We start from the raw sequence: 24,458 nt of genomic DNA on the forward strand, positions 1-24,458 counted from the left end.
CGCAGCAAGGAAGGTGGGCGCAGCAAGGAATGTGGGCGAGGAAGGTGGGCGGGGCAGGGAAGGTCGGCGGGGCAAGGAATGTGGGCGCAGCAAGGAAGGTGGGCGCAGCAAGGAATGTGGGCGAGGAAGGTGGGCGGGGCAGGGAAGGTCGGCGGGGCAAGGAAAGTCGGCGGGGCAGGGGAGGTGGGCGAGGGTGGGTCAGGGCATGGCGGAGCAGCCGAGCGGGGGGAGTGAGGCGTTGCGGGGGGAAGTGAGGCGTTGCGAGGGGAAGTGAGGCGTTGCGAGGGGAAGTGAGGCGTTGCGAGGGAAGATGAAGCGTTGCGGGGGAAGATGAAGCGTTGCAAGGGAGGAAGGCGGAGCGGACGTCGGCGCACTAGGGGCAGGCCGGTCACGGGGGCAGGGTGAAGGCAGGGGAGGGCGAAGGCAGGGCAGGGCGAAGGCAGGGCAGGCAAAATCAGGGGTGGGCAAGAATTAGGGGTGCGCAAGGATGGGGCGGGGGCAGGCGCGCGGAGGACTATACCGAGTGAAACGGGCAGACAGGGCAGGTGAGCCAGAAAAACGGCAGGCCAACGAAACGCCGAAAGCGAAACCGAGGCAAATGCAAGGAAAAGCGATTCCCGCGCCACGAGCGGGCCCGATGCGCGGGCTACCTCAACACAACAGGGAAACCCACCTCAAGAAACCCGCCGCCGCAAGAAGTACGCGGTGGTGCCTACCGCCAGCACCAAGCAGCCACCGACGACGGACGACAGGGGCAGGCTGAACGCCAGCACCACGCACCCCACCAACCCCGTCACTGCCACGGCCTTCGGGGCGGCGTTCTCGGTCCGGCTGAGCGTCAACGCAGCAGCATTTGCCACCGCGTAGTACGCAAGGACCGCAAACGACGAGAACCCGATCGCGCCGCGGAGGTCGGTCGTTGTGGCCAGGATGGCGACCACTACCCCTACCGCCAGTTCCGCGCGGTGTGGCACCTCGAACCGCGGGTGTACGGCCGTGAGTGCGCGGGGGAGGTGACCGTCGCGGGCCATGGCCAAAGTAGTTCGCGAGACGCCCAATACCAGGGCCAGCAAGGAACCCAGCGCGGCCAGCGTCGCGCCTCCGCGCACGACCGGGGACAGCCACGGCGTCACTTCGGCAAGCGGGTCCGGGCTGGTGGCAAGGCGATCCGGCCCGAGGGTGACCAGCAGAACCACTGCGATGACGGCGTACACCACGAGCGTGAGGCTCAGCGCGAGCGGGATCGCCCGGGGGATGGTGCGGGCGGGGTCGCGGACTTCTTCGCCCAGGGTGGCGAGGCGGGCGTAACCGGCGAAGGCGAAGAAGAGCAGACCGGCTGCTTCGAGGATGCCGTTGCCGTGAAAGGGAGTCCAGGAAACAGCAAAGCCCGCAGAAAAACCGGAAAAGGAGACGAGTGCAAGTACTGCAAGCGTAACACAAACGATCACCCGCGTGGCAAGGGCTGATCGTTGCACGCCGAGGTAGTTCACGCCGGTGACGACAGCGATGACGCCGACTGCGAGCACGCTCCGCCAAGGCTGGCCGAGTCCGGGAGCGGCGTAGGCGACGACGGTCAACGTCATGGCTGCGCAGCTTGCCGTCTTGCCGGTGATGAAACCCCAACCCGCCAAGTATCCCCAGAATTCACCTAGCCGTGCGCGTCCGTACACGTAGGTGCCACCGGATTCCGGATACTGCGCCGCGAGCCGGGCGGACGACGTCGCGTTGCAGTAGGCGACCAGTGCGGCCACGGCGAGCGCTGGCAGCAGTCCGGACCCGGCTGCCTGCGCTGCCGGGGCGAAAGCGGCGAAGACGCCGGCGCCGATCATCGAGCCCAGGCCGATGAAAACGGCGTCGGTCAGGCCTAGTTTGCGGGCCAGTGGCATCGCGAGTCCTCCTGTAGTCCTGGGACAGCGAACCATGAGACGCGCATCTGGCATAGGGTCGAGTCTCGTGCCCACGTTTTCACGACTGTCCGCCGACGGACCCGTCCGCGACGGCATTCCCGACCACGGCCGTGTACCGCGCTACTACGCCGTGAAGGTCGAGCTGTTGACCGTGATCGCCGAGCTGGGCGAAGGCAGCGCCTTACCCACCGAACGCGAGCTGTGCGAGCGCTTCGAGGTGTCGCGCGCGACAGTGCGGCAGGCGGTGAGCGAGTTGGTCCTCGAAGGCAGGTTGTCGCGTCGGCAGGGCAGTGGTACGTACGTCGCCGCGCCTAAGCTCGTACAGCCTCTCGCGCTCGTCAGCTACACCGAAGGCCTACGCAGGCAAGGTATCCGTCCTGGCCGCACGCTCATCACCCTCGAGCGCCGCGCAGCGGGTCCCGCGTTGGCTGTCGACCTCCAGATCGACCAGTCCGCCGAGGTGATCCACCTCGAACGCGTGCTGCACGCCGACGATGAACGCGTCGGCCTCGAATCGACGTACCTGCGTGCCGACCAATTCCCGACGCTCCCCGAGGCGTTCGACCCGGAGCAGTCGCTGTACGCCTACCTGCGCGACGAGCTGGGCGTGGTGTTCGACGGCGCCGAGGAACGCGTCGAAACAGTGCTCGCGACACCCCGCGAAGCGCTGCTCATCGGTACGAATCCGGCGTTGCCGATGCTGCTCATGCACCGGGTTTCGTGGGGTCCGGACGGCAAGCCGTTCGAACGCGTCCGCTCGCTCTTCCGCGGGGACCGGCTGAGCTTCGTCACGCGCCTGGGGCGGACAGAGCAAGAGATAACAGAACGGTAACTCATCCGGTCCAATATTCCAGGCCGATTCACCGGGCGTTCCCGGTCCGGACAGGCTCCGTTGACGGCAAACAGCGACCGTTGCGGCCGTGCGAATCCTCATCGTGGGCGGCGGCGTGCTCGGCACCCTGCACGCCTGGCAAGCTGTGGAACGGGGACACGACGTCCTCCAGCTGGAACGCGAACCCGAAGCGCGCGGAGCGTCTGTACGCAACTTCGGGCTCGTCTGGGTCAGCGGGCGCGCTGCTGGGCCGGAGCTGGCGACGGCCGTGCGCGCGCGGCAACTGTGGGAGCAGATCGGGAAACGCGTGCCTGCGCTGGGTTTTCGACCCAACGGCTCGCTCACTGTGGTCCGTACGGACGCGGAACTGGCTGTCGCGCACGAAGTCGTCGCAGCTGCCGATGAACGCGGCTTCAAACTCCTCGACGCCCACGAGACCCGCAAGCTGAACCCGGCGCTTCGCGGTGACTTCGCCGGAGCGCTGTGGTGTGAACGCGACGCGGCGGTCGAGCCACGTACCGCCCAGCCCGCGTTACGCGAAGTCCTTGCCACGACTGGACGTTACCGCTGGCTGCCCGGCCGCGAGGTGCGAAACCTGACCGCGACCGGGGTCGTCGACGATCACGGCGAACGGCACGAGGGTGACGTCGTGCTGGTCTGCACGGGGGCTTGGCTCGGCGGGCTCGTCCGCGAGATCGCGGGGGAGATTCCGGTACGGCGGGTCCGGCTGCAGATGGCGCAGACCGAACCGCTCGGCGAACCGTTGCCCACCAGCGTTGCGGACGGCGACAGTTTCCGGTATTACCCGGCTTACCGCGGCGCCGCCCTCGATGCGCTCAACGAAAGCCAGCCACAGAGCGAAATCGCTGCGCAGAACGCCATGCAACTGCTGATGGTCCAACGCAAAGACGGTTCACTCACTATCGGCGACACACACGAGTATACCCAGCCGTTTCCCTTTGACGTCAACGAAGACCCGTATGAGCACCTCAAGAAGGTCGCAACAGCATTGCTCGGCCGTCCGCTGCCACGGATCCGGCGGCGCTGGGCAGGCGTGTACGCGCAGGCGACCGACCCGGCGGCAATTGTGCACCGAGAACGCTTGTCCGACAACGCTTTCCTCATCACCGGCCCAGGCGGCCGAGGCATGACCTGCTCGCCCGCGATCGCCGAGGACACCGTCAAGGAGCTGGGATTATGACCACCGAACTCGTCGTACTCGACATGGCCGGCACCACCGTCGCGGACGATGGCCTGGTCGAACGGGCTTTCACCGAAGCCATCGGAGGAGGAGTGTCCGAAGAGGACCTGCCCAAGATGCTCGACTACGTCCGGGAAACCATGGGCCAGTCGAAAATCACTGTGTTCCGCGCCCTGCTACCCGAAGACCGCGCCCAGCGTGCAAACGCCGAATTCGAAAGCGCGTACGGACGTCTCGTCGTCGCAGGGGAGTGCACGCCGATCCCCGGCGCCGAAGAAACGATCCGCAGCCTGCGTGACCAAGGCGCACGCGTCGCGTTCACCACCGGCTTCGCCCCGACAACCCAGCGCGCGCTGCTCGAAGCGCTCGGCTGGGAAGACCTCGCCGACCTCGCGCTCGCGCCCGGCGAAGGCGTGCGCGGCCGTCCGTACCCCGACCTCGTGCTGGCCGCTGCGCTTCAACTGCAAGTCAGCGACGTACGCAACATCGCCGTCGTAGGTGACACACCGTCCGACGTACGCACTGGTCTCGCCGCCGGTGCCGGGTTCGTCGCGGGCGTGCTCACCGGCGCGGGCAGCCGGGCCGACCTCGAAGGCGCCGGTGCCACCCACGTGCTTGATTCCGTCCGCGACCTCGAAGGAGCCATCCAGTCATGAAGATTTGGAAAGCGACCGTCCTCGCCACCCTCGCGCTCCTGCTGTCCGCATGCGGCGGTACGGCGGGCGGTTCGTCCGGCGACCAGACCGTCACCGTGTACACCGCGGACGGCCTCGAAGACTGGTACACCGCCCGCTTCGCCGAGTTCAAACAGCAGACCGGGATCACCGTGCAGGCGGTGACAGCCGGGTCCGCGGAGGTCGTTTCGCGCGTCAGCAAGGAAAAAGCCAACACTCAGGCTGACGTCCTGGTCACGCTGCCGCCCTTCGTGCAGCAGGCGGCAAAGGAAGGCCTGCTCACGGCGTCCACCCCGAAGGGCGCCGACCAGGTACCCGCAGCGCAGAAAGACCCGCAGGGCCGCTATTTCGCGCTGATGAACAACTATCTCAGCTTCATCCACAACGCCGCCCAACCTGCGCCGAAGACGTGGAACGACCTGCTCGACCCGCGCTACCGCGGCCGTCTCCAGTACTCCACGCCGGGCGAGGCAGGCGACGGTACCGCGGTGCTGCTGCAGGCCCAGCACGTGCTCGGCGACCAGGGCGCGCTCGACTACCTGGGCAAACTGCAGGCGAACAACGTCGGCCCGTCGTCGTCCACCGGGAAGCTGCAGCCGAAGGTCGCCAAGGGCGAGTTGCTCGTGGCCAACGGCGACCTGCAGATGAACCTCGCCGAGATCGACAAGAGCGGCGGGTTCTCGGTGTTCTTCCCGGCCGACGCGCAGGGTCGCCGGTCCACCTTCGCGCTGCCGTACTACGCCGGTCTCGTCGCGAACGCACCGCACTCCGGCAACGGACGAAAGCTGCTAGACTTCTTGTTCTCCCCGGAAACCCAAACCAAGACCAGCGACGCGTACGGCATCCCGGCCCGTTCGGACGTAAAACCGCAAGGTCCGAAGGCGGAAAAGCTCACCGCGGCGATGTCCGGCGTCGACGTCTGGAACCCCGACTGGAACGCGGTTCTCGCTCGGCTCGACGCCGACCTCGCCGCCTACCGGAAAGCCACCGGACAATGACCCCGGCCGTCGAATTCCGGGGTGTCTCCGTCCACTTCGGACCGACCCAGGCGCTGGCGCCGCTCGATCTCACCGTCGCCCGCGGCGAAACTCTGGCCCTGCTGGGTCCGTCCGGCTCCGGCAAGTCGACCGCGCTCAAGGCACTCGCCGGGTTCGTCCGGCCGAGCGCCGGGCGCGTGCTGCTCGACGGCCAGGACGTCACCGACCTGCCGCCGCACCGCCGCGGACTTGGCGTGGTGGTGCAGAGTTATGCGCTGTTCCCGCACCAGCGCGTGGCGGACAACGTCGCGTTCGGCCTGCGAGCGCGCCGGATGCGCCGCGCGGACGTGACGCGGCGGGTCGGTGAGGTGCTGGACCTGGTCGACATGAGTGCGTACGCGCGACGGTTTCCGCGCGAGCTGTCCGGCGGGCAGCAGCAGCGGGTCGCGCTGGCACGCGCGCTGGCGATCCGTCCGTCCGTGCTGCTGCTCGACGAGCCACTGTCCGCATTGGACGCTTCGTTGCGCGAGGACATGGTCGCCGAACTGCTGCGATTGCGCGCCGAACTGCCGGACACGACGCTGATCTACGTCACCCACGACCAGGGCGAAGCCCTCGCGCTCGCCGACCGGATCGGCGTCCTGCGCGACTCCCGGCTGGTCGAAATCGGTCCGTGCGAACAGCTTTACCGCCGTCCGGCCAGCGAGTTCACCGCGAGCTTCCTCGGTGCGGCCAACCTGATCCCGGTCGAGCTCGTGCGCGCGAACGGGACAGTCGCGACGGTCCGGCTGGCCGGACGGGAGCTGGCCGCCGAACCGTCCGGACCGCTCGAACCGGAGCGGCCGGTGGCGCTCGGCGTGCGGCCGCACCGGATTTCGGTCGGCGAACCGGGGCCGGAGACCTTCCCGGCGCTCGTGCGCGGGGTACAGTGGCGAGGTACCGGATACCGGCTCGACCTGCGGCTCACCGACGGTGCCTTCGACATTCGCGCTGAAGTGCCGGACACTGCCGGGCTGCCCGCGGTCGGCGATCGCGTCGGAGTGTCCATTCCGGACGGTTGCCCGCTGGTGGGAGTCGGATGACCAGCCTCGCCGCCGGTACCGTTTCCCCGGCCCGCCACTACCGGATCGGCTGGCTGCTGCCACCCGCCATCGTGGTGGCCGGATTCTTCGGCTACCCGCTGGTACTGGTGGTCATGCAGTCCTTCACCGCGCCGGACGGCAGGTTCGGGCTGTCCGTGTGGACGGACGTGCTGTTGTCCCCGGAATTCGGCCGTGCGGTGTGGCAGACTGTGTTGCTGGCCTTGGGTTCTACCGTCGGCTGTGTGCTGCTCGGTGGTTTCCTCGCGCTGGTCGTCGCATTCGTCCCGTTCCCTGGCGCGACGCTGCTGGCCCGCTTGGTGGACACGGTCCTCGCGTTCCCGTCGTTCCTGATCGCCCTGGCATTCACGTTCCTCTACGGCGGCGCGGGCGTGTTCGGCACGGCCGGGTTCCTGTACTCGCCGTGGGGCGTGCTGCTGGCCGAAATCACGTTCTACACGCCATTCGTGATGCGACCGGCACTCGCCGCGTTCGGCCAGGTCCCGGCGGCGCAGCTGGAGGTGGCCGCGAGCCTTGGCGCCCGTCCGGGACGCGTGTGGTGGCGGGTCCTGCTGCCGGAAGCGTGGCCGTCGCTCGCGTCCGGGGCGTGCCTGGTGCTGCTGCTGACGATGAACGAGTTCGGCATCGTGCTTTTCCTTGGTGCCAAAGGGGTTTCGACGTTGCCGATGCTGGTGTACGGCAAGGGCATCGTCACCTTTGATTTCCCGTCCGCGTCCGTGGTCGCGGTGGTGAACGTGGTGCTGTCGCTGGCGCTCTACACGGTGTACCGGCGCGTGGCCGGGGGAGGAGGACGGCGTGCTGCTGTGGACCAGACGTAGCCGGATGCTGGTGTGGCTGGTGTTCGGCGTGGTGTTCCTGGGGGTGGTGGCCGCGCCGCTGGTGATGATCGTGCTGGCGTCGTTCGCCGGGCACTGGACGGGCGTGCTGCCCGGCGGGCTGACCGGGGCGAACTACGTGCAGGCGCTGTCCGGCGAGACGTTCGCGAGCCTGTCGGTGAGCGTGCAGACCGGCGTGATCACCTCGCTGGCCGCGGTGCTGCTCGGGACCTGGGCTGCGCTGGCTGTCGACCATGCGCCGCCGCGGGTGCGCCGGATTGCGGATTCGGTGTTCCACCTGCCGATCGCGGTGCCATCGGTGGTGCTGGGGCTGGCGTTGCTCGTGGCGTTCAGCCGTCCGCCGCTGGCGTTCAACGGAACTCGCTGGATTGTGCTCGCTGGACACCTGATGATTCTGCTGCCCTTCGCGTACAGAACGGTTTCCGCTGCGCTGCACCGCGTTGACCCGCTGCTGGCGCAGGCCGCGGCGAGCCTCGGCGCTCGCCCGCTGCGGGTACTGCTGCGAGTCCGGTTGCCGGTGTTGCTGCCCGCAATGTCGGCTTCGGCCGGTTTGGCGCTGGCGATGTCGATGGGCGAGCTGGGCGCGACGATGATGCTGTACCCACCGGACTGGCGCACGCTCCCGGCGACCATTTTCTCCCTGACCGACCGTGGACAGGTTTTCCTCGCCTCGGCCAGTACGGTGCTGTTGCTGGTGGTGACGTTGGCAGGAGTGGTGCTGCTGGGGCTGGTGCGGGGCCGGGCTTCCGTGCGGTGAAATTCCCGCCGGGTCCGCATGCAACCTCCGGCGCGTCGATTCCGTCCGCGAGGTATGCGGACAACAGGGAAAATCCTGGGAGCGAGCGCGCTGCTGCTGGCGGTGGCGGCGTGCGGGGCGAAGGGGACGCCGGTTTCGTCCTCCCCGTCAACAACGCCGACAACGCCGACAACGCCCACGTCGGTCTCGGCGCCCCCGCCGGTGGCTTCTGCGCCACCGAAATCCCGGCCGACACAAGGGGTACCGCCGGGCGACACCGCGCCTGCGGCAGGTCAGATCGACGCTTCGGCGATGCCCGCGGGATATCCGCACGACGTCACGCTCGCCGAAGGTGGTGCAGTGGTGGTGATCCAGGCGGAGGAAGGCGGATGCGACCACCTCAGCGCGAAGGCCGGGACGCAGACGGCGAAGGAGGTCGTCGTTCTCGTGACGCTCACCAAGGCACCCCACGGCCAGATGTGCCCGATGCACATCCGCGAGGTTTCGCTGCCCGTACGGCTTTCCGAACCGCTCGGCGGACGCCAGCTCATGCTGCGGCCGGGTCCGTGAAGATCGCGTGCAACCCGGTGGCGCGGTCGTTCCGTCGTAGGGGCATGAGGTATTCGACGAAGCTGATCGGAACGGCGCTCGTCCTCGCCGCGGTGACCGCGTGCGGCAATCCGGCGGGGATGGCGGCGGCACCGGCGTCCGGAGGCCCGTCCACGGCACCCGCCTCCCCCACCTCTTCACCGGCTAAACCGCAGTTCACCGCCCCGCCGGGCAGTACCCCGGTGCCGTTCGCGCAGGTCGATTCCACGGCGCTGCCGAAGACGTTCCCGCGTGAGGTGTATTCGGACAAGGGCGGCACCGTGCTGTGGGTGCGCGCCGAGGAGGGCGGCTGCGGGCACGCACTCGGCGCGGCAGCTGTGCAGGACTCGCAGCGCGTGGTGGTGGACCTGAGTGAAACCAAGGCGCAGACGGGTCAGATGTGCACGATGGACCTGCGGCACCCGGTGATTTCGGTGCCGCTCGCCGCGCCGCTCGGGGAGCGGACGGTGGTACTGAAGCAGTCACCGCCGCGGTGACTGCTTCCCCCGGTTGGCCGGGCGACTTCGTCGGGGGGCCGCCCGGCCAACCGGTACCGCCAGTCAGAAGGCTCTAGGCTCGGCCGCATGGGTACTCGCCAGGTTTCGCGCAGCACCGTCGTCGCCGCGCCGCCCGAGCAGATTTTCGCGCTGCTCGCCGATCCCGCGCAGCATCCGCTGATCGACGGGTCCGGCACCGTGCGTGCGAGCCGTGGGTCCGCGCCCGCGAAGCTATCGCTCGGCGCGACTTTCGGGATGGACATGCGGATGGGCGCGCCGTACCGGATCCAGAACACCGTGGTCGAGTTCGAGGAGAACCGGCTGATCGCCTGGCGGCATTTCTCCGGACACCGCTGGCGCTGGCTGCTCGAACCGGCCGGTGACGCGCACACTTCGGTCACCGAGACCTTCGACTGGTCCACCGCGCATTCGCCGCTTGCGATCCGGCTGCTCGGCTTCCCGAAGCGCAACGCCGAGGCCATCGAGAAAACCCTCGCCCGGCTGGACGGGATGTTCCCCGGCTGACCCCGGCGTCGGTACTCAGCGGAAACTGATCTGCAGCACGGGTTCGCTGGTGGCTTCGAAGAAGTCGTTGCCCTTGTCGTCGATCACGATGAACGCGGGGAAGTCCTCGACCTCGATCTTCCACACGGCTTCCATGCCGAGCTCGGCGTACTCGAGGACGTCGACCTTCTTGATGCAGTCCTTGGCCAGCCGCGCGGCCGGGCCGCCGATCGACCCGAGGTAGAACCCGCCGTGCTCCTGGCAGGCCGCGGTGACCTGCTTCGAGCGGTTGCCCTTCGCGAGCATCACGAGTGAGCCACCGGCGGCCTGGAACTGGGCGACGTACGAGTCCATGCGGCCCGCGGTGGTGGGCCCGAACGACCCGGACGCGTACCCGTCGGGCGTCTTGGCCGGGCCCGCGTAGTACACCGGGTGGTCGCGGAGGTACTGCGGCATCTCCTCACCGGCGTCGAGGCGCTCGGCGATTTTGGCGTGTGCGATGTCGCGGGCCACGACCAGCGGACCGGTGAGCGACAGCCGCGTTTTGACCGGCAGCTGCGCGAGCTGCGCACGGATGGCGTCCATCGGCTGGTTCAGGTCGACGGAGACGACCTCGTCGGACAGGTCGTCCTCGGTGACGTCGGGGAGGAAGCGAGCCGGGTCGCGTTCAAGCTGCTCAATGAACACGCCGTCGGCGGTGATCTTGGCCTTGGCCTGCCGGTCGGCCGAACACGAGACGGCGATGCCGACCGGGCAGCTCGCGCCGTGCCGCGGCAGCCGGATCACGCGGACGTCGTGGCAGAAGTACTTCCCGCCGAACTGCGCGCCGATGCCGAACTGGCGCGTCATCTCCAGGACCTGCTGCTCGAGGTCCGGGTCGCGGAAGGCGTGGCCCAGTTCGGAACCCTCGGTGGGGAGGGTGTCGAGGTAGCGGGCGGAGGCGAGCTTGGCGACCTTGAGGTTGAACTCGGCCGACATCCCGCCGACGACGATCGCCAGGTGGTACGGCGGGCACGCGGCGGTGCCGAGGCTGCGCAGCTTTTCGTCGAGGAAACGGGCGAGGCGCTTCGGATTCAGGACGGCTTTGGTTTCCTGGTACAGGAACGTCTTGTTCGCGCTGCCGCCGCCCTTGGCCATGAAGAGGAACTCGTACGACGGGTCTTGGGCGTCGGTGTCTTTGTGATAGAGCTCGACCTGCGCGGGGAGGTTGGTGCCGGTGTTGCGCTCGTCCCAGAAGTTGACCGGGGCCATCTGCGAGTAGCGGAGGTTGAGCTGCTGGTAGGCGTCGAAGACCCCTTGGGAGAGGGCGCGCTCGTCGTCGCCGCCGGTGAGGACGCCCTCGGTCCGCTTGCCGATGACGATCGCGGTGCCGGTGTCCTGGCACATGGGCAGTACACCCCCGGCCGAGATGGCCGCGTTGCGCAGCAGGTCCATCGCGACGAACCGGTCGTTGCCACTGGCCTCGGGATCGTCGACGATCGCGCGGAGCTGCTGCAGGTGTGACGTACGCAACAGGTGCTGGATGTCGGTGATCGCGGTGCGGGCCAGCGTGGTCAGCGCCGTGGGCTCGACCTTGAGGAACTTCCGCCCGGCCGCCTCGACGACCTCGACGCCGTCGGCGGTGACCAGCCGGTACTCGGTGGTGGTGTCCTTGCCGAGCGGCAGGACTTCGGTGTGCTGAAACGTGGTGGACGGCACAGCCAGGCTCCTTTGCCCTGATCGGGATTGGCTCACGGTACTCAGGTGCCGTGGCGGAAGCGCAGGGACGCGGGGGCGCTGTGGGGTACAGCACGCTGGTTGGGGGTGGTTCTGCGTTTGGGGTGGTCGGCGGTTGGGTGGTTCTGGGGCTTGGGGTGGGTTCGGCGGCTTGTGGTGGGCTCTGCGGCGTGGGGTGGGTTCGGCGGTGTGGGTGGGTTCGGCGGTGTGGGGTGGTTCGGCGGTGTGGGTGCGTTCTGAGGTGCGGGCGCCTTCTTCGGTATGAGGTGCGTCCTGCGGTTTGGGATGGGTTCTGCGTTCGACCCTGCGACCGGCACGGTTGCGGCAGGCTGGGCATGCCGCGCGGCAAGCCAGGGCGTGCGGCAAGTCGGGATGTGTGGCGAGCCGGGATGTGCGGCAAGAGGTGCCGTGCGGATTCCGCGCAGGTTGTGGTCGGGAGGCCGGGCCCACCCCGACGGACCCGACCTCCCGGGGAAAGCGGGCCAGATGCGCACACATCCACCCGCGTGACTCGCGGAACCCCCGCCGGCGCGTTGACCGGACGCCGCCCGGCGGGGGTCGCGCCCGCTTGCTACCCACTCCTCCGGACCACCAAACGCGAACGTGACGCAGAAACCACGATCGGGCGCGCAGTGCGGTGGTGGGATTGCTCTGAGTAGTCGCGATCGGACTACGGGAAGGGGAGAAAAGGGACGGAACGGGCTTCTCAGCTGGGTCGAGCGGCGGGACGATCCCCAGTTGCTGGGGTTGCTGGGGTTGCTGGGGTTGCTGGGGTTGCTGGGGTTGCTGGGGTTGCTGGGGCGATGAACCTGCACCGACCTGACGATCTTCCGCGGAACGTGCGCAACCCTCGGCACCAAAGGCACCGAGGGTTGCGCGCAAACGAAATCAGCAATCCGGCAATGGATCCGGGCGCTCGTCGACGGGACGTGGCCCGCCGAGTGGATCGTGAGCCACCAGCGAAGCGACGCTTACCGCGCGGATCGCGAGGTACCACCCAGGCGACGCTTGTCAAAGGGTTCGCGAGTCACGGGTGACGCGGCGTTTGCCGAGCGGGTCGCGAGCTGTCGGCGGAGTGACGTTGATCGGGCCGGTTGCGGGTCACCGGTGACGCGGGGTTTGCCGAACGGGTCGCGAGGTACCGTCGAGGCGACGCTTGCCGAAGGGTTCGCAAGTCACCAGAACAGCGGCGTATGCCGAGCGGGTCACAAGTCACCGGAAAAGCGCCGCTTACCGGACAAATCGCCAGCCACCGAGCCACCCCCGCGAACACAGACGTCGCCATACCGCCCACCAAGCGACGGCCGACCCTCCCCGGAAACCCCGGCCCCGGGGAGGGGTCCGCAACGAAACTCGCAGTCTCAGCTGGCGTAAGCCCGCAGTCGATCCGCCCTCTCGCCCTGGCGCAGCTTTGCCATCACTTCCCGTTCGATCTGGCGGACTCGTTCCCTCGACAGGCCGAAGTGCTTGCCGATCTGGTCGAGGGTGCGGGGCTGGCCGTCGTCGAGGCCGTAGCGGAGGCGGATGACGTGCTGTTCGCGGTCGTCCAGCGTTGCCAGTACCCGGCGGAGGTCGTCTTGCAGCAGGCCCGAGATCACTGCACTCTCGGCGTCCGTCGCTTCCGAGTCCTCGATGAAGTCGCCCAGGGGGGCGTCTTCCTCGGTGCCTACCGGCATGTCGAGGCTCACCGGGTCGCGGGACTGGTCGAGCAGGTCCGAGATCTTGTGCACCGGGATGCCCGACTCGGCGCTCAGCTCGTCGTGCGTTGCGTCGCGGCCGAGTTGCTGGTGCAGGTCACGCCGGATCCTCGCCAGCTTGTTCACCTGTTCCACGAGGTGCACCGGCAGCCGGATGGTGCGGCCCTGATCCGCCATGCCCCGGGTGATCGCCTGGCGGATCCACCACGTCGCGTACGTCGAGAACTTGAACCCCTTGGAATAATCGAACTTCTCCACCGCGCGGATGAGACCCAGGTTCCCCTCCTGGATCAGGTCGAGCAGCGGCATTCCCCGGCCGGTGTAGCGCTTCGCCAGCGACACCACGAGCCGCAGGTTCGCCTCCAGCAGGTGGTTCTTCGCCGTGTGCCCGTCGCGCACCAGCGCGCTCAGCTCCTTGCGGCGCAGCGGCGTGAGGTCCGTGGCGGTGTCCAGCATGTGCTGGGCGAACACCCCCGCCTCGATCCGCTTCGCCAGCTCGACCTCGTCGGCCGCGGTGAGCAGCGCGGTCTTGCCGATGCCGTTCAGGTACACGCGCACCAGGTCGGCGGCAGGGCTCTGGGCGTCGAGGTCGGCGTCGGTGAGTGCCCCCACACCCGACGGCTCCTCGGTCTGCTGTGCTGGAATCCTGCGCTCGCGAATCCCGCGCGCTTCGCGTTCGAGAGTCTGGACTGACATTCTGCCTCCCCGGTCACGGGCTGAACGTGTCTCGCCGGCACCTGCGGAACGAGGCCTGTGGAATCCCGTGCCCGCGGGCCCAGCCGGCTTTGCTGGACATCCGTCTCAACGCTCCGGGTAAGTCAAACGTTCCCGGCTCGCCGAAATGAGGACGGACAGCTCCGTCCCGCGGTTGCTCCACCAAAACTGAGGTTTTGCTGAGAACCGCTTCGCGCCCGGGAAATGCGCGTCGATCGCGCGCCCCGCCGTCGATGTTACGCGCGTTTCGCGGTTGTGGTCTAGACCTCAATGAGAACGGTGAACGGGCCGTCGTTCACGCTTTCCACCGCCATCATCGCGCCGAACCGTCCGGTCGCCACGGTCGCGCCGCGTTCCCGCAGTTCCGTGACCACCGCATTCACCAGCGGCTCCGCGGTTTCCGGGCGGGCGGCGGCAGTCCACGACGGGCGACGTCCTTTCCGCGTATCGCCGTAGAGCGTGAACTGTGACACCACGAGCAATGGTGCATCGGTCGTCGCGCATGATTCTTCGTCGCGCAGCAATCGCAGTTCGTGCAGTTTGCGCGCCATCGGCACGGCTTTGCCGCGATCGTCGTCCCGGTGCACGCCGAGTAACACGAGCAGCCCCGGTCCGGTGATCTCGCCGACAATCTCCCCCTCGACGGTCACGCTCGCGCGGGTGACCCTTGCCACCACCGCCCTCATTGCGCCGAACCCGCAACGAGCATTCCGTGCCGGACCAGCTCGCGGACGATCGGCAACGCCGCCGCGGCCAGCTCACCCGGGTCGAGGCCCTCCGCGGCGGCCAGCAGCTCCAGCAGGTCCGACAGCGGCAGCGCGCCGCGGCATCCGGCCAGCAGCCGCGTGGTGAGCTCGTCGACCTCGTGCTGCCAGCCCGGCCCGTCGGTGCGGTGCAACCGGCGCACGGTCGTTTCCCATCCCTCGTCGCCGGGGGAGTCGACCCGTTCGAGCAGCACCGTTTCCGGGACCCGGAATGCGACGTCCAGTACCCCGTCGCCGTGTGTGCGCAGCCATTCGACGCGGTCGAGCCAGTTCGCGGCCTCCGGACCGAGCGGGTCGTCGTACGCCTGACGGAGGTCCTCGCACACGACTGCCGGCGTCCGGCTGTCCGCACGACGCAGCGTGACAAATCCGAATCCGATGCCCTGTACATCATTTGCGGCAAACCAATCCAGCCACGCCGCGGCCTTGGCCCGGCCCTCCGGTGACCGCGGATCGATGCCTTCGTCACGCAGCCAAGTCCCCACGTACAGCCCGGGATCGGCGACATCGCGCTGAACGAACCACGCGTCGGTCTCGGGCGGCAGCCATCGCGCCACCCGGTCGGCCCAGTCCTCGCCGCGCCGGTGCAGCCACGACGCGAGCAGTTGCCCGATCCCGCCGTCGGTGAGGAAACCCGGCAGCTGACGGACGACCAGCGCGCTCGCGTCGTCGCCGGCCAGCCCGGAATCGCGGTACGTGTAGTCCACCCGGGGCGGTCCGACCACGAACGGCGGATTGCACACCACCTGGTCGAACCGGCGCCGTGCGACTGGTGCGAACCATTCACCGCGCCGCAGTTCCACGTCCAGCTCGTTCAGCCGGAACGTGCCCGCGGCCAGTGCGAGCGCGCGGGCCGACACGTCGGTCGCGGTCACGCGCTGGGCGTGCCGCGTCGCGTGCAGGGCTTGGACGCCGTTGCCGGTGCCCAGGTCGAGGAGGCTGCCGACGGGACGACGGCTCGTCGCGCGGATCAGGCTCAGCGACGCGTGCCCGACGCCAAGGACGTGGTCCTCGGGGACGGTGTGCCCGAGGAGGTCGGCGTCGAGGTCGGAGACGACCCACCAGGAGCCTTCCTCGTCGCCGTGCGGGCGGATGTCGAGTGCGGCCCGGAATGCGTCGCCGTCGGCCCGCAGGATGCCTGCGGCGACTGCTTCGTCCGCTGACAGCGGCGAAAATGCGGATGAAACGGTCTTTTCCGGCTCTGCTTGGCCGAGCAGGAACAGCCGGATGAACGTGCCGAGGTCGCCGGCGTCGAGGCTGGCGCGACGGGCGGGTTCGGGCTCGCCGCGGCCGAGTGCCGCGTGTGCCGTGCCGCCGAGCGCGGCGACTACGCCGTCAGCGTCGTAGGCGGTGCGCTGGAACGCTTCGCGCAGCCGCGCGCAGACGTCGTCGGAAAGGTCGGGAAGAGGCGTGTTCGTGCTCACGGTGGGTAAGCCTGCCACGATGTGCATCGTGACCACCGAGACCACCGACCGTGTCCTGGCTCCACTCGACGCGGTATTACCCGAGCTCGAAGCTCTGTACGTCGATCTGCACCGACATCCCGAACTGTCGTTCGCCGAGACGCGTACGGCGGCGGAGCTGGCTCGACGGCTGACTGATGACGGCTACGAGGTGCACACGGGCGTCGGACGCACGGGGGTCGTCGGCGTCCTGCGAAACGGCGAAGGGCCGACCGTGCTGCTTCGCGCCGACATCGACGCGTTGCCGGTCGAGGAGCAGACAGGGCTGTCGTACGCGAGCACTGCGCGCGGTGTCGACAAGGACGGGCGCGAAGTGCCGCTCATGCACGCATGCGGACACGACATGCACGCAACGTGGCTTTCCGGCGCCGCGCACCTTCTCGCCGCTTCGCGCGACGCGTGGTCCGGCACACTCATCGCGCTGTTCCAACCGGGCGAAGAAGCCGGTGACGGCGCCGCTGGCATGGTCCGCGACGGTGTCTTCGACCTGACCGGCCGTCCCGACGTCGTCCTCGGACAGCACGTCGCGCCTGGTCCGGCCGGCTGGGTGCTTACCCGCCCTGGCGTGATCATGGCGGCCACCGACACACTGCGCATCACCCTGCACGGCCGCGGCGGTCACGGCTCGCGTCCCGAGACCACTGTCGACCCGGTGGTGCTCGCTGCGTCTGTCGTGCTCAAGCTGCAGACGATCGTGTCGCGCGAGACCTCCGCGACCGAACCGGCAGTGGTGACGGTCGGCTCACTGCACGCCGGTACCGCGGCGAACGTGATTACCGACAAGGCGGTGCTGGAGGTCAACACGCGCGCCTTCGACGACGCTGTGCTGCTTCGGCTGCGTAAGGCTGTCGAGCGCATCGTGAACGGTGAAGCAGCTACCGCGGGTGCGCCCCAGCCGCCGACCATCGAGGTGACGGCGTCGTACCCGGTCACCTCTAACGACGACACTGTCTCCGCGGAGCTGACCGAAGCGTTCCGTAGCCACTTCGGCACCGACGTCACCCAGCCCGCGCCGATGGTCACCGGCAGCGAGGACTTCAGTGAATTCGGTCGCGCGGCCGGTGTTCCATCGGTGTTCTGGCTGGTGGGCGGCTTCGACCCGCACGAGGTGATCACCGCGATGACCGAAGGCCGCTTCGAGCGCGACATCCCGTCGAACCATTCGCCGCGGTTCGCGCCGGTGCTGCACCCGACCCTGCGCACCGGCGTCGAGACGCTGGTCGTCGCCGCGTTGTCCCGATTTGCCCGCCCGGGTGTCGCGGACGGGCGGTGAGTGGGACGATGGAGAACGGAGGTGGTGCTGTGAACGCACCTGCCCACGGACCGGATCCCCGTCGGCCGGAACCGGTTCTGATCACCGGCGCCGAGCCGTCGCTCGACGATCAGCTCGCGGCGCGGAAGCGGAAGTACGTCATCATGATGGTCTGCCGCATCCCGTGTCTCGTCCTCGCGGGCCTGACGTACCACACGTGGTGGCTGGCGATGACGTTCCTCGTGATTTCCGTGCCGCTGCCGTGGATCGCCGTGCTGATCGCCAACGACCGCCCGCCGCGCAAGTCGGAGAACCCGAACCGCTACGCCCGCGACGCGAAGCAGATCGAACCCGCGAACCACCAGGTGATCGACGGCTGAGCACGGCCGGGCCCAAGTCCGTGAAGGGAACCATCACGGAACCAGATTCCCTCATGGTTCCCTTCACGGACCTACATTCTGTGAAGGTGGCCTTCACGGACTTCGGCTCACGGCTGCGGGCCCACGCGGCTCACGGCGAGTGCGCCGAGGCGGGTACCCGCGCGCAGAATGTCCACTGTGGACTTTCCGGCGAGCCACGTGGTGAGCACCCCTGCGTCGAAGGCGTCGCCCGCGCCCGTGGAGTCCACGCAGTCGGCCGTCACCGCGGGGACCGACGTCACGCCGCTGCCGTCGATCCAGCTCGCGCCGTCCAGGCCCGCGGTGACCACCACCGCGCCGACCGAGGCCAGCAGTTCCGCCGCGGACTCCGGGTCGGCGGACCCGGTGAGCGCCACGAGCTCCTCGGTGTTCGGCATGAGCAGATCGGTGCCGCGGACGTCGTCGAGGAACGCGGCCGGGTCGTGGATGTGCGCGGCTGCCTGCGGGTCCACCGACGTCGTCAGCCCGGCTTCCTTCGCCGCGGCGAGCGCCGCCAGCCCGGCCGGGCGGGACGACGGGTCGAGCAGCACGTAGCCGGACAGGTGCAGATGGCTGGAACCGGCGAGCGCCTCCGGCATGACGTCGGCCGGGCAGAAGCGCTTGTTCGCTCCGCGGTCGGCGAGCATGCTGCGTTGCCCCTCGCCGTCGACGAGCACTACGACACAACACGTGGCCGCCTCGGGGTCGACTGCGAACGCGCACCGGACGCCCGCCGCCTCCAGCTCGGAGCGGATCAGGCGACCTCCGGCGTCGTCGCCGATGCGGGCGACGAGCGTGGTGTCCGCGCCGAGGGAACGCAGCCACAGCGCGGTGTTCGCGCCCGAACCGCCGCCGGTGAAGCGGATGCCCGCCCGCGCGTCGCCGCCATGCGGGAGTGGCTGGTCGTGCCGCGCGACCACGTCCAGCCCGGCATCTCCGACCACCACGATGCCGGTCACGACAGCGCCACCGCGACCTCGGCCGCGACCTTCGCGTTCGACAGCACCAGCGCCTCGTTCGCGTCGATGCTCACGCCGCCGCTTTCGGTGTGGAAATGCTCCAGCAGCACCGGCGTCACCTCCGAGCCGTGTACCTCGCTGTCCGCCAGTTTCGCCAGCCCCTCGCGGAGCAGCCGGTCGTGCAGCCCACGGTCCATTTCGGACTCTTCCGGGATCGGATTCGCCAGCAGTACTCCGGAATTCGCGTACGTGCGGTGCGCGGCGATGACCGCGGCGGCCTGCTGCGCGTCGTCCACGCGCCAGCCGACCGGATGCCCGGACGAGCGGAGGTAGAAGGCCGGGAAATCGCCGGTGCGGTAACCGAGCACGGGTACCGAGTTCGTCTCCAGCACTTCGAGCGTCGCGGCGATGTCGAGCACCGACTTCACCCCGGAACACACGACGACGGTCGGCACTTTCGCGAGCACGCCGAGGTCGGCCGAGACGTCCCAGCTCTGCGCCGCGCCCAGGTGTACGCCGCCGAGCCCGCCGGTGGCGAACACGCCGATCCCGGCCGCGGCGGCCAGCGCGGAGGTACCGGCGACCGTGGTGGCGCCGGACTTGCCGAGGCCCACGGCGGGTCCGAGGTCGCGCAGGGACAGCTTGTCGAGACCGGCATCGGGCGCGCACACGCGTTCCAGCTCGGCAGGGGACAGGCCGATCACCGGCCGTCCGTCGAGCACCGCGATGGTGGCCGGTACGGCACCGCCGTCGCGGACGACCTGCTCGATCCGGCGGCCGACGTCGAGGTTCCGCCCGTACGGCAGACCGTGCGAAAGGATCGTGCTCTCCAGCGCGACGACGGGGTGGCCGTCATGCAACGCGGAGGCGACTTCTTCATGGACGAACAGCGGTGTGGTCACGGACGAACATCATCTGCGATCGGCCTGGGCACTGCGGCAGCGGGTCAGCTCGGCCTGCAGATTCGTGCGGGCCGCAGTTTCCCAGCGTGACCGCGCGCTCTCGGTGAGGTACAGCGAAATGGCGTAGCCACTCCGCGCCGTGCTGCTCGTCTTGACCGGGTACAGCGTCGTACACGACATCGTGCGCCGCTCGAGTTCGGACCACGGGGCTGTGCCCGCATCACGGTCGCCGCCGAGATGCATGAGCGTACGCAGCTTCGTGTGGCATGCCGCCTCCTGGTGGTCGGCGGGCTGGTCAGGGGAGCGTAGCCGGGCATTCCGGGAGGCGCATGGCTGAGGCATGATGGTGGGGTGAGCACCGAGACGCTGACCAAGCCGGAGACCGACAGCACCGAGTCGACCGACGACGACACCCCGAAGATGTTCCACTACGTGCGCAAGAACAAGATCGCCGAGAGCGCGGTCATGGGCACGCACGTGGTGGCGCTCTGCGGCGAGGTCTTCCCGGTCACGAAGTCGCCCAAGCCGGGGTCCCCGGTGTGCCCGAAGTGCAAGAAGATCTACGAGCGCATGCGTCCCGGCGGCGACGACTGACCGGTCTGTCCGGGAACAAGATCCGAACAAACGCGAAAATCCTTCACGTGGGGGCTGTGCATCCGGTGGGGAACTGGTAGACCTGCAGTCCGCCAGCTGTCTCCCCGCAGGAGGGTCCGCGTGCGCAAAACCGGGATCGTGCTCTCGCTCGTCGTGCTGCTCACCAGTCTGACCGGCGCTGTCACCACCGCCGTCGCGGGCGCGGTGACCGGATGGACCACCATCGGGTCCGACCGGGCCCGCCCGCTCGACGAGAGCCAGGGCCTCGCCACCGTCGTCCGGCCGTCGGGCACGTCGATCCGCTACACCGGCATCGGCACGGTCGACGCCGGGCTCGCCGCGCGCGGCTGGAAGCACATCGGCGACCCGGGGTCGGCGCAGGGCTGGTACGTCGAGCCCTACCAGCGGGAAGATCGCGGCGCGAAGCTCTTCCGCGTCGAAGCCCCCGACGGCACCCGTGCGGACTACCAGCACGCGCTGGAATCGTGGGAGGCGAACAACAATTCCTTCGCCGCCGTGTCCCCCGACGCACGCTGGCTCGTGTCCGGCGAGTGGGGCACGATGGACCGCCTGCTCGTGCTCCCGATGCCCGGCGTCGCGGCCACCGACCCGGCGAAGAACCTCCCGTACGCCTCCGCGATCCGCCTCGACCACCGGGTACGGGACATCCAGGGCTGCGATTTCGTGTCCCTCACGCGCTTGCTGTGCTCGTCCGACGATCCGGACGGCAGCCTCTTCGGCACCACCAAACCGTTGCTGCAGGTGGATCTCGCGGGGCCGGTGTCGGGCTCGGACGTCGCCGGGCACGTGACGTCGCTCGGCCAGCTGCCGCTGCGAAGCGGGTGCAGCGGCAACTTCGAGACCGAAGGCATCGACTACGACGAGCGCGACGGGACCCTTCGCGTCGTCGTGATGTCACCCGGCGCGTGCGTTGCGTTCGACAGCAAGACGTGGCGGTTCCGCCAGGAGTAGTTCAGCCGGACGACTGGTGCCGATCCGGTTCGTCACTCGGCTCGGCATCCTGCTCCGACTGCCGTTTCGGCCGTCGCAGCGGAATCGTCGTGCGGTCCCACAGCCGGCGCCCGTCCTCGGCCCGCATGCGTTCCGTCGCGCGTTCCATCTCCAGCCGCCGCCACCTGCGCCGCTGCCGCCGGGTCGCCTTGGCCGGCCAGAGCTCCTGGATCGCGCTGTTGAAATACGCGCCCCCGACCACCGCCAGGCCGATGAAGAACATCAGCAGCAGGAACGCGATCGGAGCGGCCAGCGCGCCGTAGGTGTACCCGGTCTTGGTGATCCAGTTCAGGTAGATCCGCAGGCCGACACTGGACACGAGGAACACCACGCCGGCCAGCATCGCGCCCGGCAGGCCGCGGTGCCACGGCAGCCGCCGCGGCAGCGCGAGCTTGTACAACGTCGTCAGCGCCAGCACGATCATCACGCCCAGCACCGGGTAGTACAGCGCGCCGACCCACGCCGACACGGTGCCGCGCCAGTCGACCGGGAAGAACTGCGTCAGCAGGTCCGGCCCGATCGCCAGCAGCGGCAGCCCGATCACGAGCCCGACCAGCGCGCCGAGGTACAGCAGCAGTGCGAAGATCCGCTGCCACACCTCGTTGCGGACGCCGTACTGGTCGTGCGCCACGGTGATCGCGTCGACGAACGACGACATCGCCGACGAACCCGCCCACAGCGAGATCAGGAACCCCACCGACACGATCTCGCCCTTGCCGACGGTGAGGATGCTGTTCACCGTCGGTTCGATGATCTCGCCGACTGCGTTGGTGCTGAAGATGGTGTGGCTGAAGGTGATGATGCGGTCGTGCACCGCGGTGACCACGCCCTGGCCGAACCACTCGCCGACGAACCCGAGGCTGCCGAGCAGTCCGAGGAGCAGCGGCGGCAGGGACAGCGTCTGCCAGAAGGCCGCCTCGGCCGCCTCGGAGAAGATGTTGCCGTCCCACGCTTTCGCGAGCGTGCGCGTGAACAGGCGCCACGGCCCCTTGCGGACTCGCTTCTCCGGCCGTCGCGTGTCCGGCTGCCGTTCGTCCGGCGCTGTCTCCGGCCGCCCGCCGTCCGGCTGCTCGTCCGGCCGCCTGTCCGGCCGCCTGTCCGGCACTGCCTTCTCCGGCCCGGCCTTCCCGGCGTCCGGCGTCACCTCACCCATGGTGTGTCACAGCATGGTCCATGCGCGCGGTTTTGGCTCGTCACCCCCACCGGGAAGGCGCGTGTCGGGCAACGTCACCCGTGGCGGTGCCGGGCACCCGCGGGTGCTGAAGGTAAGCTGACCGGCGTGCCCTCATCGCGGCGGCCGGCGTCGGAGCCGGTGCCACAGTGGGGGTTTTCGCACGTCACGGTCGCGCCGAGCGGCCCGAGGAGGGGGTGAACCGAGTCTTGTCCGAGACGATCCAGCCGGTACTCGGGGCACCGCCCGCGGAGAAGGACAGCACCGCCCGGCCGCTGCGGGCCTGGCAGCGCCGCGCGCTCACGAAGTACCTGGCCGGCAAGCCGAAGGACTTCCTCGCGGTCGCGACCCCCGGCGCGGGCAAGACCGTCTTCGGCCTCCGGATCGCCGCCGAGCTGCTGTCGGACCGCACGGTCGAGGCGATCACCATCGTCACGCCCACCGAGCACCTCAAGCACCAGTGGGCGGCCGCGGCCGCGGCGGCGGGGATCGCGATCGACTCGAACTTCCGCAACACCACCGGCGTCACGTCGCGGGACTACCAAGGCGTCGCCGTCACGTACGCGCAGGTCGCCGCGCATCCCACGCTGCACCGCGTGCGCACGGAGAACCGCAAGACCCTGGTGATCCTCGACGAGGTCCACCACGCGGGGGACGCCAAATCGTGGGGCGACGCCACCCGCGAAGCGTTCACCCCGGCAGTGCGGAGGCTTGCGCTGACCGGCACGCCGTTCCGCAGCGACGATTCGGCGATCCCGTTCATCACCTACGAACCGGACGCGGGCGGGTTCCAGCGCAGCAAGGCCGACCACTCGTACGGGTACGCCGACGCGCTCGCCGACGGCGTGGTCCGGCCCGTCGTGTTCCTCGCCTACTCGGGTGAGGCGTCGTGGCGCACCAGCGCGGGGGAGGAGTTCACCGCACGGCTGGGCGAACCGCTCACCGCCGAGCAGAACGCCCGTGCCTGGCGTACCGCGCTCGACCCGGCGGGCGAGTGGATCCCGTCGGTGCTGCAGGCCGCCGACACGCGGCTGTCGCAGGTCCGCCAGGGCGTGCCAGACGCGGGTGGCCTGGTCATCGCCACCGACCAGGAATCCGCCCGCGCGTACGCCAAGATCCTCGAACGGCTGTCGGGCGAACGGCCCACGCTGGTGCTGTCCGACGATCCCAAGGCGTCCGGCCGGATCAAGGAGTTCTCCGAGACGTCCGAACGCTGGATCGTCGCGGTCCGGATGGTGTCCGAGGGCGTCGACGTGCCGCGGCTGGCCGTCGGGGTGTACGCCACGAGTGCGTCCACGCCGCTGTTCTTCGCGCAGGCCATCGGCCGTTACGTGCGGGCCCGGCGCAAGGGCGAGACGGCGAGCGTGTTCCTGCCCAGCGTGCCGGTGCTGCTGGAGCTGGCCAGTGAGCTGGAAGCGCAGCGCGACCACGTGCTCGGCAAGCCGCACCGCGAGAAGGAAGGCTGGGAGGACGAGCTCCTCGCCCAGGCCAACCGTACCGAGGACGAGCCCGGCGAGGAGGAGAAGGCGTTCACGTCGCTGGGTGCCTCGGCCGAGCTCGACCAGGTGATCTACGACGGCAACTCGTTCGGCACCGCGGTCTTCTCCGGCTCCGACGAGGAGCAGGAGTACCTCGGCCTGCCCGGGCTGCTGGAGCCGGACCAGGTCCGCGCGCTGCTGCGCAAGCGGCAAGAGGAGCAGCTCGCCGACGACAAGCGGCGCAAGCCGAAGGAGGACGACGCGCCCGCGCCGGCCGCGCGCCCGCAGTCGGTCAGCGAGCGGCTCGGCACGCTGCGCAAGGAGCTCAACGCCCTGGTCGGGATGTATCACCACCGCACGAAGAAGCCGCACGGCGCGATCCACAACGAGCTACGCAGAGTGTGCGGCGGTCCGCCCACCGCCATGGCCACCGTGGAGCAGCTCGAGGAACGGATCGTCACGCTCCGGTCCTGGTAACCGCCGGTTT

General features: G+C 69.1%; 24 protein-coding genes. 15 read left to right on the top strand and 9 right to left on the bottom strand.

Annotated elements, in window-relative coordinates:
- Nucleotides 1–674: 674 nt before the first annotated feature.
- A complete protein-coding gene (locus tag OO71_RS20895) occupies nucleotides 675–1,886 on the bottom strand; it encodes an APC family permease (RefSeq protein ID WP_033291534.1) in 1,212 nt (403 codons plus the stop codon).
- 67 nt (nucleotides 1,887–1,953) lie between these two features.
- Here OO71_RS20895 and OO71_RS20900 point away from each other — a divergent pair, with 67 nt between their 5' ends.
- The 10 genes from OO71_RS20900 to OO71_RS20945 all read left to right on the top strand — a co-directional run bounded on the left by OO71_RS20900 (nucleotide 1,954) and on the right by OO71_RS20945 (nucleotide 9,873).
- On the top strand, nucleotides 1,954–2,739 hold the full coding sequence (locus OO71_RS20900) for a GntR family transcriptional regulator (RefSeq protein WP_033291535.1): 786 nt from the start codon (nucleotides 1,954–1,956) through the stop codon (nucleotides 2,737–2,739).
- A gap of 88 nt (nucleotides 2,740–2,827) precedes the next feature.
- Nucleotides 2,828–3,940, top strand: coding sequence for a TIGR03364 family FAD-dependent oxidoreductase (locus tag OO71_RS20905; protein ID WP_033291536.1), 1,113 nt, complete (start codon nucleotides 2,828–2,830; stop codon nucleotides 3,938–3,940).
- Nucleotides 3,937–4,596 (top strand): phosphonatase-like hydrolase, encoded by a 660-nt coding sequence (locus OO71_RS20910; RefSeq protein WP_033291537.1) that lies wholly within the window; start codon nucleotides 3,937–3,939, stop codon nucleotides 4,594–4,596. Before OO71_RS20905 ends, OO71_RS20910 begins: the two co-directional genes overlap by 4 nt.
- A complete protein-coding gene (locus OO71_RS20915) occupies nucleotides 4,593–5,612 on the top strand; it encodes a 2-aminoethylphosphonate ABC transporter substrate-binding protein (RefSeq protein ID WP_033291538.1) in 1,020 nt (339 codons plus the stop codon). The genes OO71_RS20910 and OO71_RS20915 overlap by 4 nt, the downstream gene beginning before the upstream one ends.
- A complete protein-coding gene (locus OO71_RS20920; RefSeq protein ID WP_033291539.1) occupies nucleotides 5,609–6,673 on the top strand; it encodes an ABC transporter ATP-binding protein in 1,065 nt (354 codons plus the stop codon). Before OO71_RS20915 ends, OO71_RS20920 begins: the two co-directional genes overlap by 4 nt.
- The gene (locus tag OO71_RS20925) at nucleotides 6,670–7,509 is read left to right on the top strand and encodes a 2-aminoethylphosphonate ABC transporter permease subunit (RefSeq protein ID WP_033291540.1); all 840 of its coding nucleotides are present in this window, start codon (nucleotides 6,670–6,672) and stop codon (nucleotides 7,507–7,509) included. The genes OO71_RS20920 and OO71_RS20925 overlap by 4 nt, the downstream gene beginning before the upstream one ends.
- Complete coding sequence (locus tag OO71_RS20930) at nucleotides 7,487–8,284, top strand: ABC transporter permease (RefSeq protein ID WP_033291541.1); 798 nt, start codon at nucleotides 7,487–7,489, stop codon at nucleotides 8,282–8,284. The genes OO71_RS20925 and OO71_RS20930 overlap by 23 nt, the downstream gene beginning before the upstream one ends.
- A 291-nt stretch (nucleotides 8,285–8,575) precedes the next feature.
- Nucleotides 8,576–8,833: a hypothetical protein gene (locus tag OO71_RS52285; protein ID WP_245633740.1), complete on the top strand. Its 258-nt coding sequence runs from the start codon at nucleotides 8,576–8,578 to the stop codon at nucleotides 8,831–8,833.
- A 44-nt stretch (nucleotides 8,834–8,877) separates the two neighbouring features.
- On the top strand, nucleotides 8,878–9,348 hold the full coding sequence (locus OO71_RS20940) for a DUF3558 domain-containing protein (protein ID WP_245633741.1): 471 nt from the start codon (nucleotides 8,878–8,880) through the stop codon (nucleotides 9,346–9,348).
- Nucleotides 9,349–9,435: 87 nt separating this feature from the next.
- Nucleotides 9,436–9,873, top strand: a complete 438-nt coding sequence (locus tag OO71_RS20945) for an SRPBCC family protein (protein WP_033291543.1) — start codon at nucleotides 9,436–9,438, stop codon at nucleotides 9,871–9,873.
- A gap of 15 nt (nucleotides 9,874–9,888) precedes the next feature.
- Here the strand turns inward: OO71_RS20945 and OO71_RS20950 are convergent, their stop codons facing one another.
- The 4 genes from OO71_RS20950 to OO71_RS20965 form a co-directional block, all read right to left on the bottom strand.
- Nucleotides 9,889–11,550 carry a fumarate hydratase gene (locus OO71_RS20950; RefSeq protein WP_033291544.1) on the bottom strand — a complete coding sequence of 554 codons (1,662 nt, stop codon included), beginning with the start codon at nucleotides 11,548–11,550 and terminating at the stop codon, nucleotides 9,889–9,891.
- A gap of 1,379 nt (nucleotides 11,551–12,929) precedes the next feature.
- On the bottom strand, nucleotides 12,930–13,961 hold the full coding sequence (locus OO71_RS20955; RefSeq protein ID WP_033291545.1) for a sigma-70 family RNA polymerase sigma factor: 1,032 nt from the start codon (nucleotides 13,959–13,961) through the stop codon (nucleotides 12,930–12,932).
- Nucleotides 13,962–14,239: 278 nt separating this feature from the next.
- Nucleotides 14,240–14,665 carry a D-aminoacyl-tRNA deacylase gene (gene dtd, locus OO71_RS20960; RefSeq protein WP_033291546.1) on the bottom strand — a complete coding sequence of 142 codons (426 nt, stop codon included), beginning with the start codon at nucleotides 14,663–14,665 and terminating at the stop codon, nucleotides 14,240–14,242.
- The gene (locus OO71_RS20965; protein WP_033291688.1) at nucleotides 14,662–16,167 is read right to left on the bottom strand and encodes a DUF7782 domain-containing protein; all 1,506 of its coding nucleotides are present in this window, start codon (nucleotides 16,165–16,167) and stop codon (nucleotides 14,662–14,664) included. Before OO71_RS20965 ends, dtd begins: the two co-directional genes overlap by 4 nt.
- A gap of 19 nt (nucleotides 16,168–16,186) precedes the next feature.
- Here OO71_RS20965 and OO71_RS20970 point away from each other — a divergent pair, with 19 nt between their 5' ends.
- Nucleotides 16,187–17,479: an amidohydrolase gene (locus tag OO71_RS20970; protein ID WP_033291547.1), complete on the top strand. Its 1,293-nt coding sequence runs from the start codon at nucleotides 16,187–16,189 to the stop codon at nucleotides 17,477–17,479.
- An 8-nt stretch (nucleotides 17,480–17,487) separates the two neighbouring features.
- Complete coding sequence (locus OO71_RS20975) at nucleotides 17,488–17,838, top strand: DUF3099 domain-containing protein (protein ID WP_033291548.1); 351 nt, start codon at nucleotides 17,488–17,490, stop codon at nucleotides 17,836–17,838.
- 107 nt (nucleotides 17,839–17,945) lie between these two features.
- Here OO71_RS20975 and OO71_RS20980 read toward each other — a convergent pair whose 3' ends face one another.
- Genes OO71_RS20980 through OO71_RS20990 form a run of 3 tightly spaced genes read right to left on the bottom strand, consistent with a single transcriptional unit; the run spans nucleotide 17,946 to nucleotide 20,059 of the window.
- On the bottom strand, nucleotides 17,946–18,815 hold the full coding sequence (locus OO71_RS20980; protein ID WP_033291549.1) for a carbohydrate kinase family protein: 870 nt from the start codon (nucleotides 18,813–18,815) through the stop codon (nucleotides 17,946–17,948).
- On the bottom strand, nucleotides 18,812–19,717 hold the full coding sequence (locus OO71_RS20985; RefSeq protein WP_033291550.1) for a pseudouridine-5'-phosphate glycosidase: 906 nt from the start codon (nucleotides 19,715–19,717) through the stop codon (nucleotides 18,812–18,814). The genes OO71_RS20980 and OO71_RS20985 overlap by 4 nt, the downstream gene beginning before the upstream one ends.
- Nucleotides 19,718–19,726: 9 nt before the next feature.
- Nucleotides 19,727–20,059 carry a hypothetical protein gene (locus tag OO71_RS20990; RefSeq protein WP_156096449.1) on the bottom strand — a complete coding sequence of 111 codons (333 nt, stop codon included), beginning with the start codon at nucleotides 20,057–20,059 and terminating at the stop codon, nucleotides 19,727–19,729.
- 9 nt (nucleotides 20,060–20,068) lie between these two features.
- Between OO71_RS20990 and OO71_RS20995 the strand changes: the two genes are divergently transcribed.
- Entirely contained in the window at nucleotides 20,069–20,311 is a 243-nt protein-coding gene (locus tag OO71_RS20995; RefSeq protein WP_033291552.1) for a DUF3039 domain-containing protein, read from the top strand.
- Nucleotides 20,312–20,431: 120 nt separating this feature from the next.
- A complete protein-coding gene (locus OO71_RS21000) occupies nucleotides 20,432–21,283 on the top strand; it encodes a hypothetical protein (protein WP_033291553.1) in 852 nt (283 codons plus the stop codon).
- A 1-nt stretch (nucleotide 21,284) separates the two neighbouring features.
- On the opposite strand, the gene OO71_RS21005 is transcribed toward OO71_RS21000, so the two are convergent.
- Nucleotides 21,285–22,475, bottom strand: coding sequence for a YihY/virulence factor BrkB family protein (locus OO71_RS21005; RefSeq protein ID WP_211260571.1), 1,191 nt, complete (start codon nucleotides 22,473–22,475; stop codon nucleotides 21,285–21,287).
- Nucleotides 22,476–22,702: 227 nt separating this feature from the next.
- Between OO71_RS21005 and OO71_RS21010 the strand changes: the two genes are divergently transcribed.
- Nucleotides 22,703–24,448: a DEAD/DEAH box helicase gene (locus OO71_RS21010; protein WP_033291690.1), complete on the top strand. Its 1,746-nt coding sequence runs from the start codon at nucleotides 22,703–22,705 to the stop codon at nucleotides 24,446–24,448.
- The last annotated feature ends 10 nt before the right edge of the window (nucleotides 24,449–24,458 follow it).

It is taken from the genome of Amycolatopsis jejuensis (assembly GCF_000717335.1).
In the GTDB taxonomy this organism is placed as follows: domain Bacteria; phylum Actinomycetota; class Actinomycetes; order Mycobacteriales; family Pseudonocardiaceae; genus Amycolatopsis; species Amycolatopsis jejuensis.

Excerpts from the sequence above, each read along its gene's own strand:
- OO71_RS20895 (WP_033291534.1), bottom strand. The coding sequence starts at position 1,886 with ATGCCACTGGCCCGCAAACTAGGCCTGACCGACGCCGTTTTCATCGGC.
- OO71_RS20910 (WP_033291537.1), top strand. The coding sequence starts at position 3,937 with ATGACCACCGAACTCGTCGTACTCGACATGGCCGGCACCACCGTCGCG.
- OO71_RS20915 (WP_033291538.1), top strand. The coding sequence starts at position 4,593 with ATGAAGATTTGGAAAGCGACCGTCCTCGCCACCCTCGCGCTCCTGCTG.
- OO71_RS20920 (WP_033291539.1), top strand. The coding sequence starts at position 5,609 with ATGACCCCGGCCGTCGAATTCCGGGGTGTCTCCGTCCACTTCGGACCG.
- OO71_RS20925 (WP_033291540.1), top strand. The coding sequence starts at position 6,670 with ATGACCAGCCTCGCCGCCGGTACCGTTTCCCCGGCCCGCCACTACCGG.
- OO71_RS52285 (WP_245633740.1), top strand. The coding sequence starts at position 8,576 with ATGCCCGCGGGATATCCGCACGACGTCACGCTCGCCGAAGGTGGTGCA.
- OO71_RS20940 (WP_245633741.1), top strand. The coding sequence starts at position 8,878 with ATGAGGTATTCGACGAAGCTGATCGGAACGGCGCTCGTCCTCGCCGCG.
- OO71_RS20945 (WP_033291543.1), top strand. The coding sequence starts at position 9,436 with ATGGGTACTCGCCAGGTTTCGCGCAGCACCGTCGTCGCCGCGCCGCCC.
- OO71_RS20955 (WP_033291545.1), bottom strand. The coding sequence starts at position 13,961 with ATGTCAGTCCAGACTCTCGAACGCGAAGCGCGCGGGATTCGCGAGCGC.
- dtd (WP_033291546.1), bottom strand. The coding sequence starts at position 14,665 with ATGAGGGCGGTGGTGGCAAGGGTCACCCGCGCGAGCGTGACCGTCGAG.
- OO71_RS20970 (WP_033291547.1), top strand. The coding sequence starts at position 16,187 with ATGTGCATCGTGACCACCGAGACCACCGACCGTGTCCTGGCTCCACTC.
- OO71_RS20975 (WP_033291548.1), top strand. The coding sequence starts at position 17,488 with ATGGAGAACGGAGGTGGTGCTGTGAACGCACCTGCCCACGGACCGGAT.
- OO71_RS20990 (WP_156096449.1), bottom strand. The coding sequence starts at position 20,059 with ATGCCTCAGCCATGCGCCTCCCGGAATGCCCGGCTACGCTCCCCTGAC.
- OO71_RS21005 (WP_211260571.1), bottom strand. The coding sequence starts at position 22,475 with ATGGGTGAGGTGACGCCGGACGCCGGGAAGGCCGGGCCGGAGAAGGCA.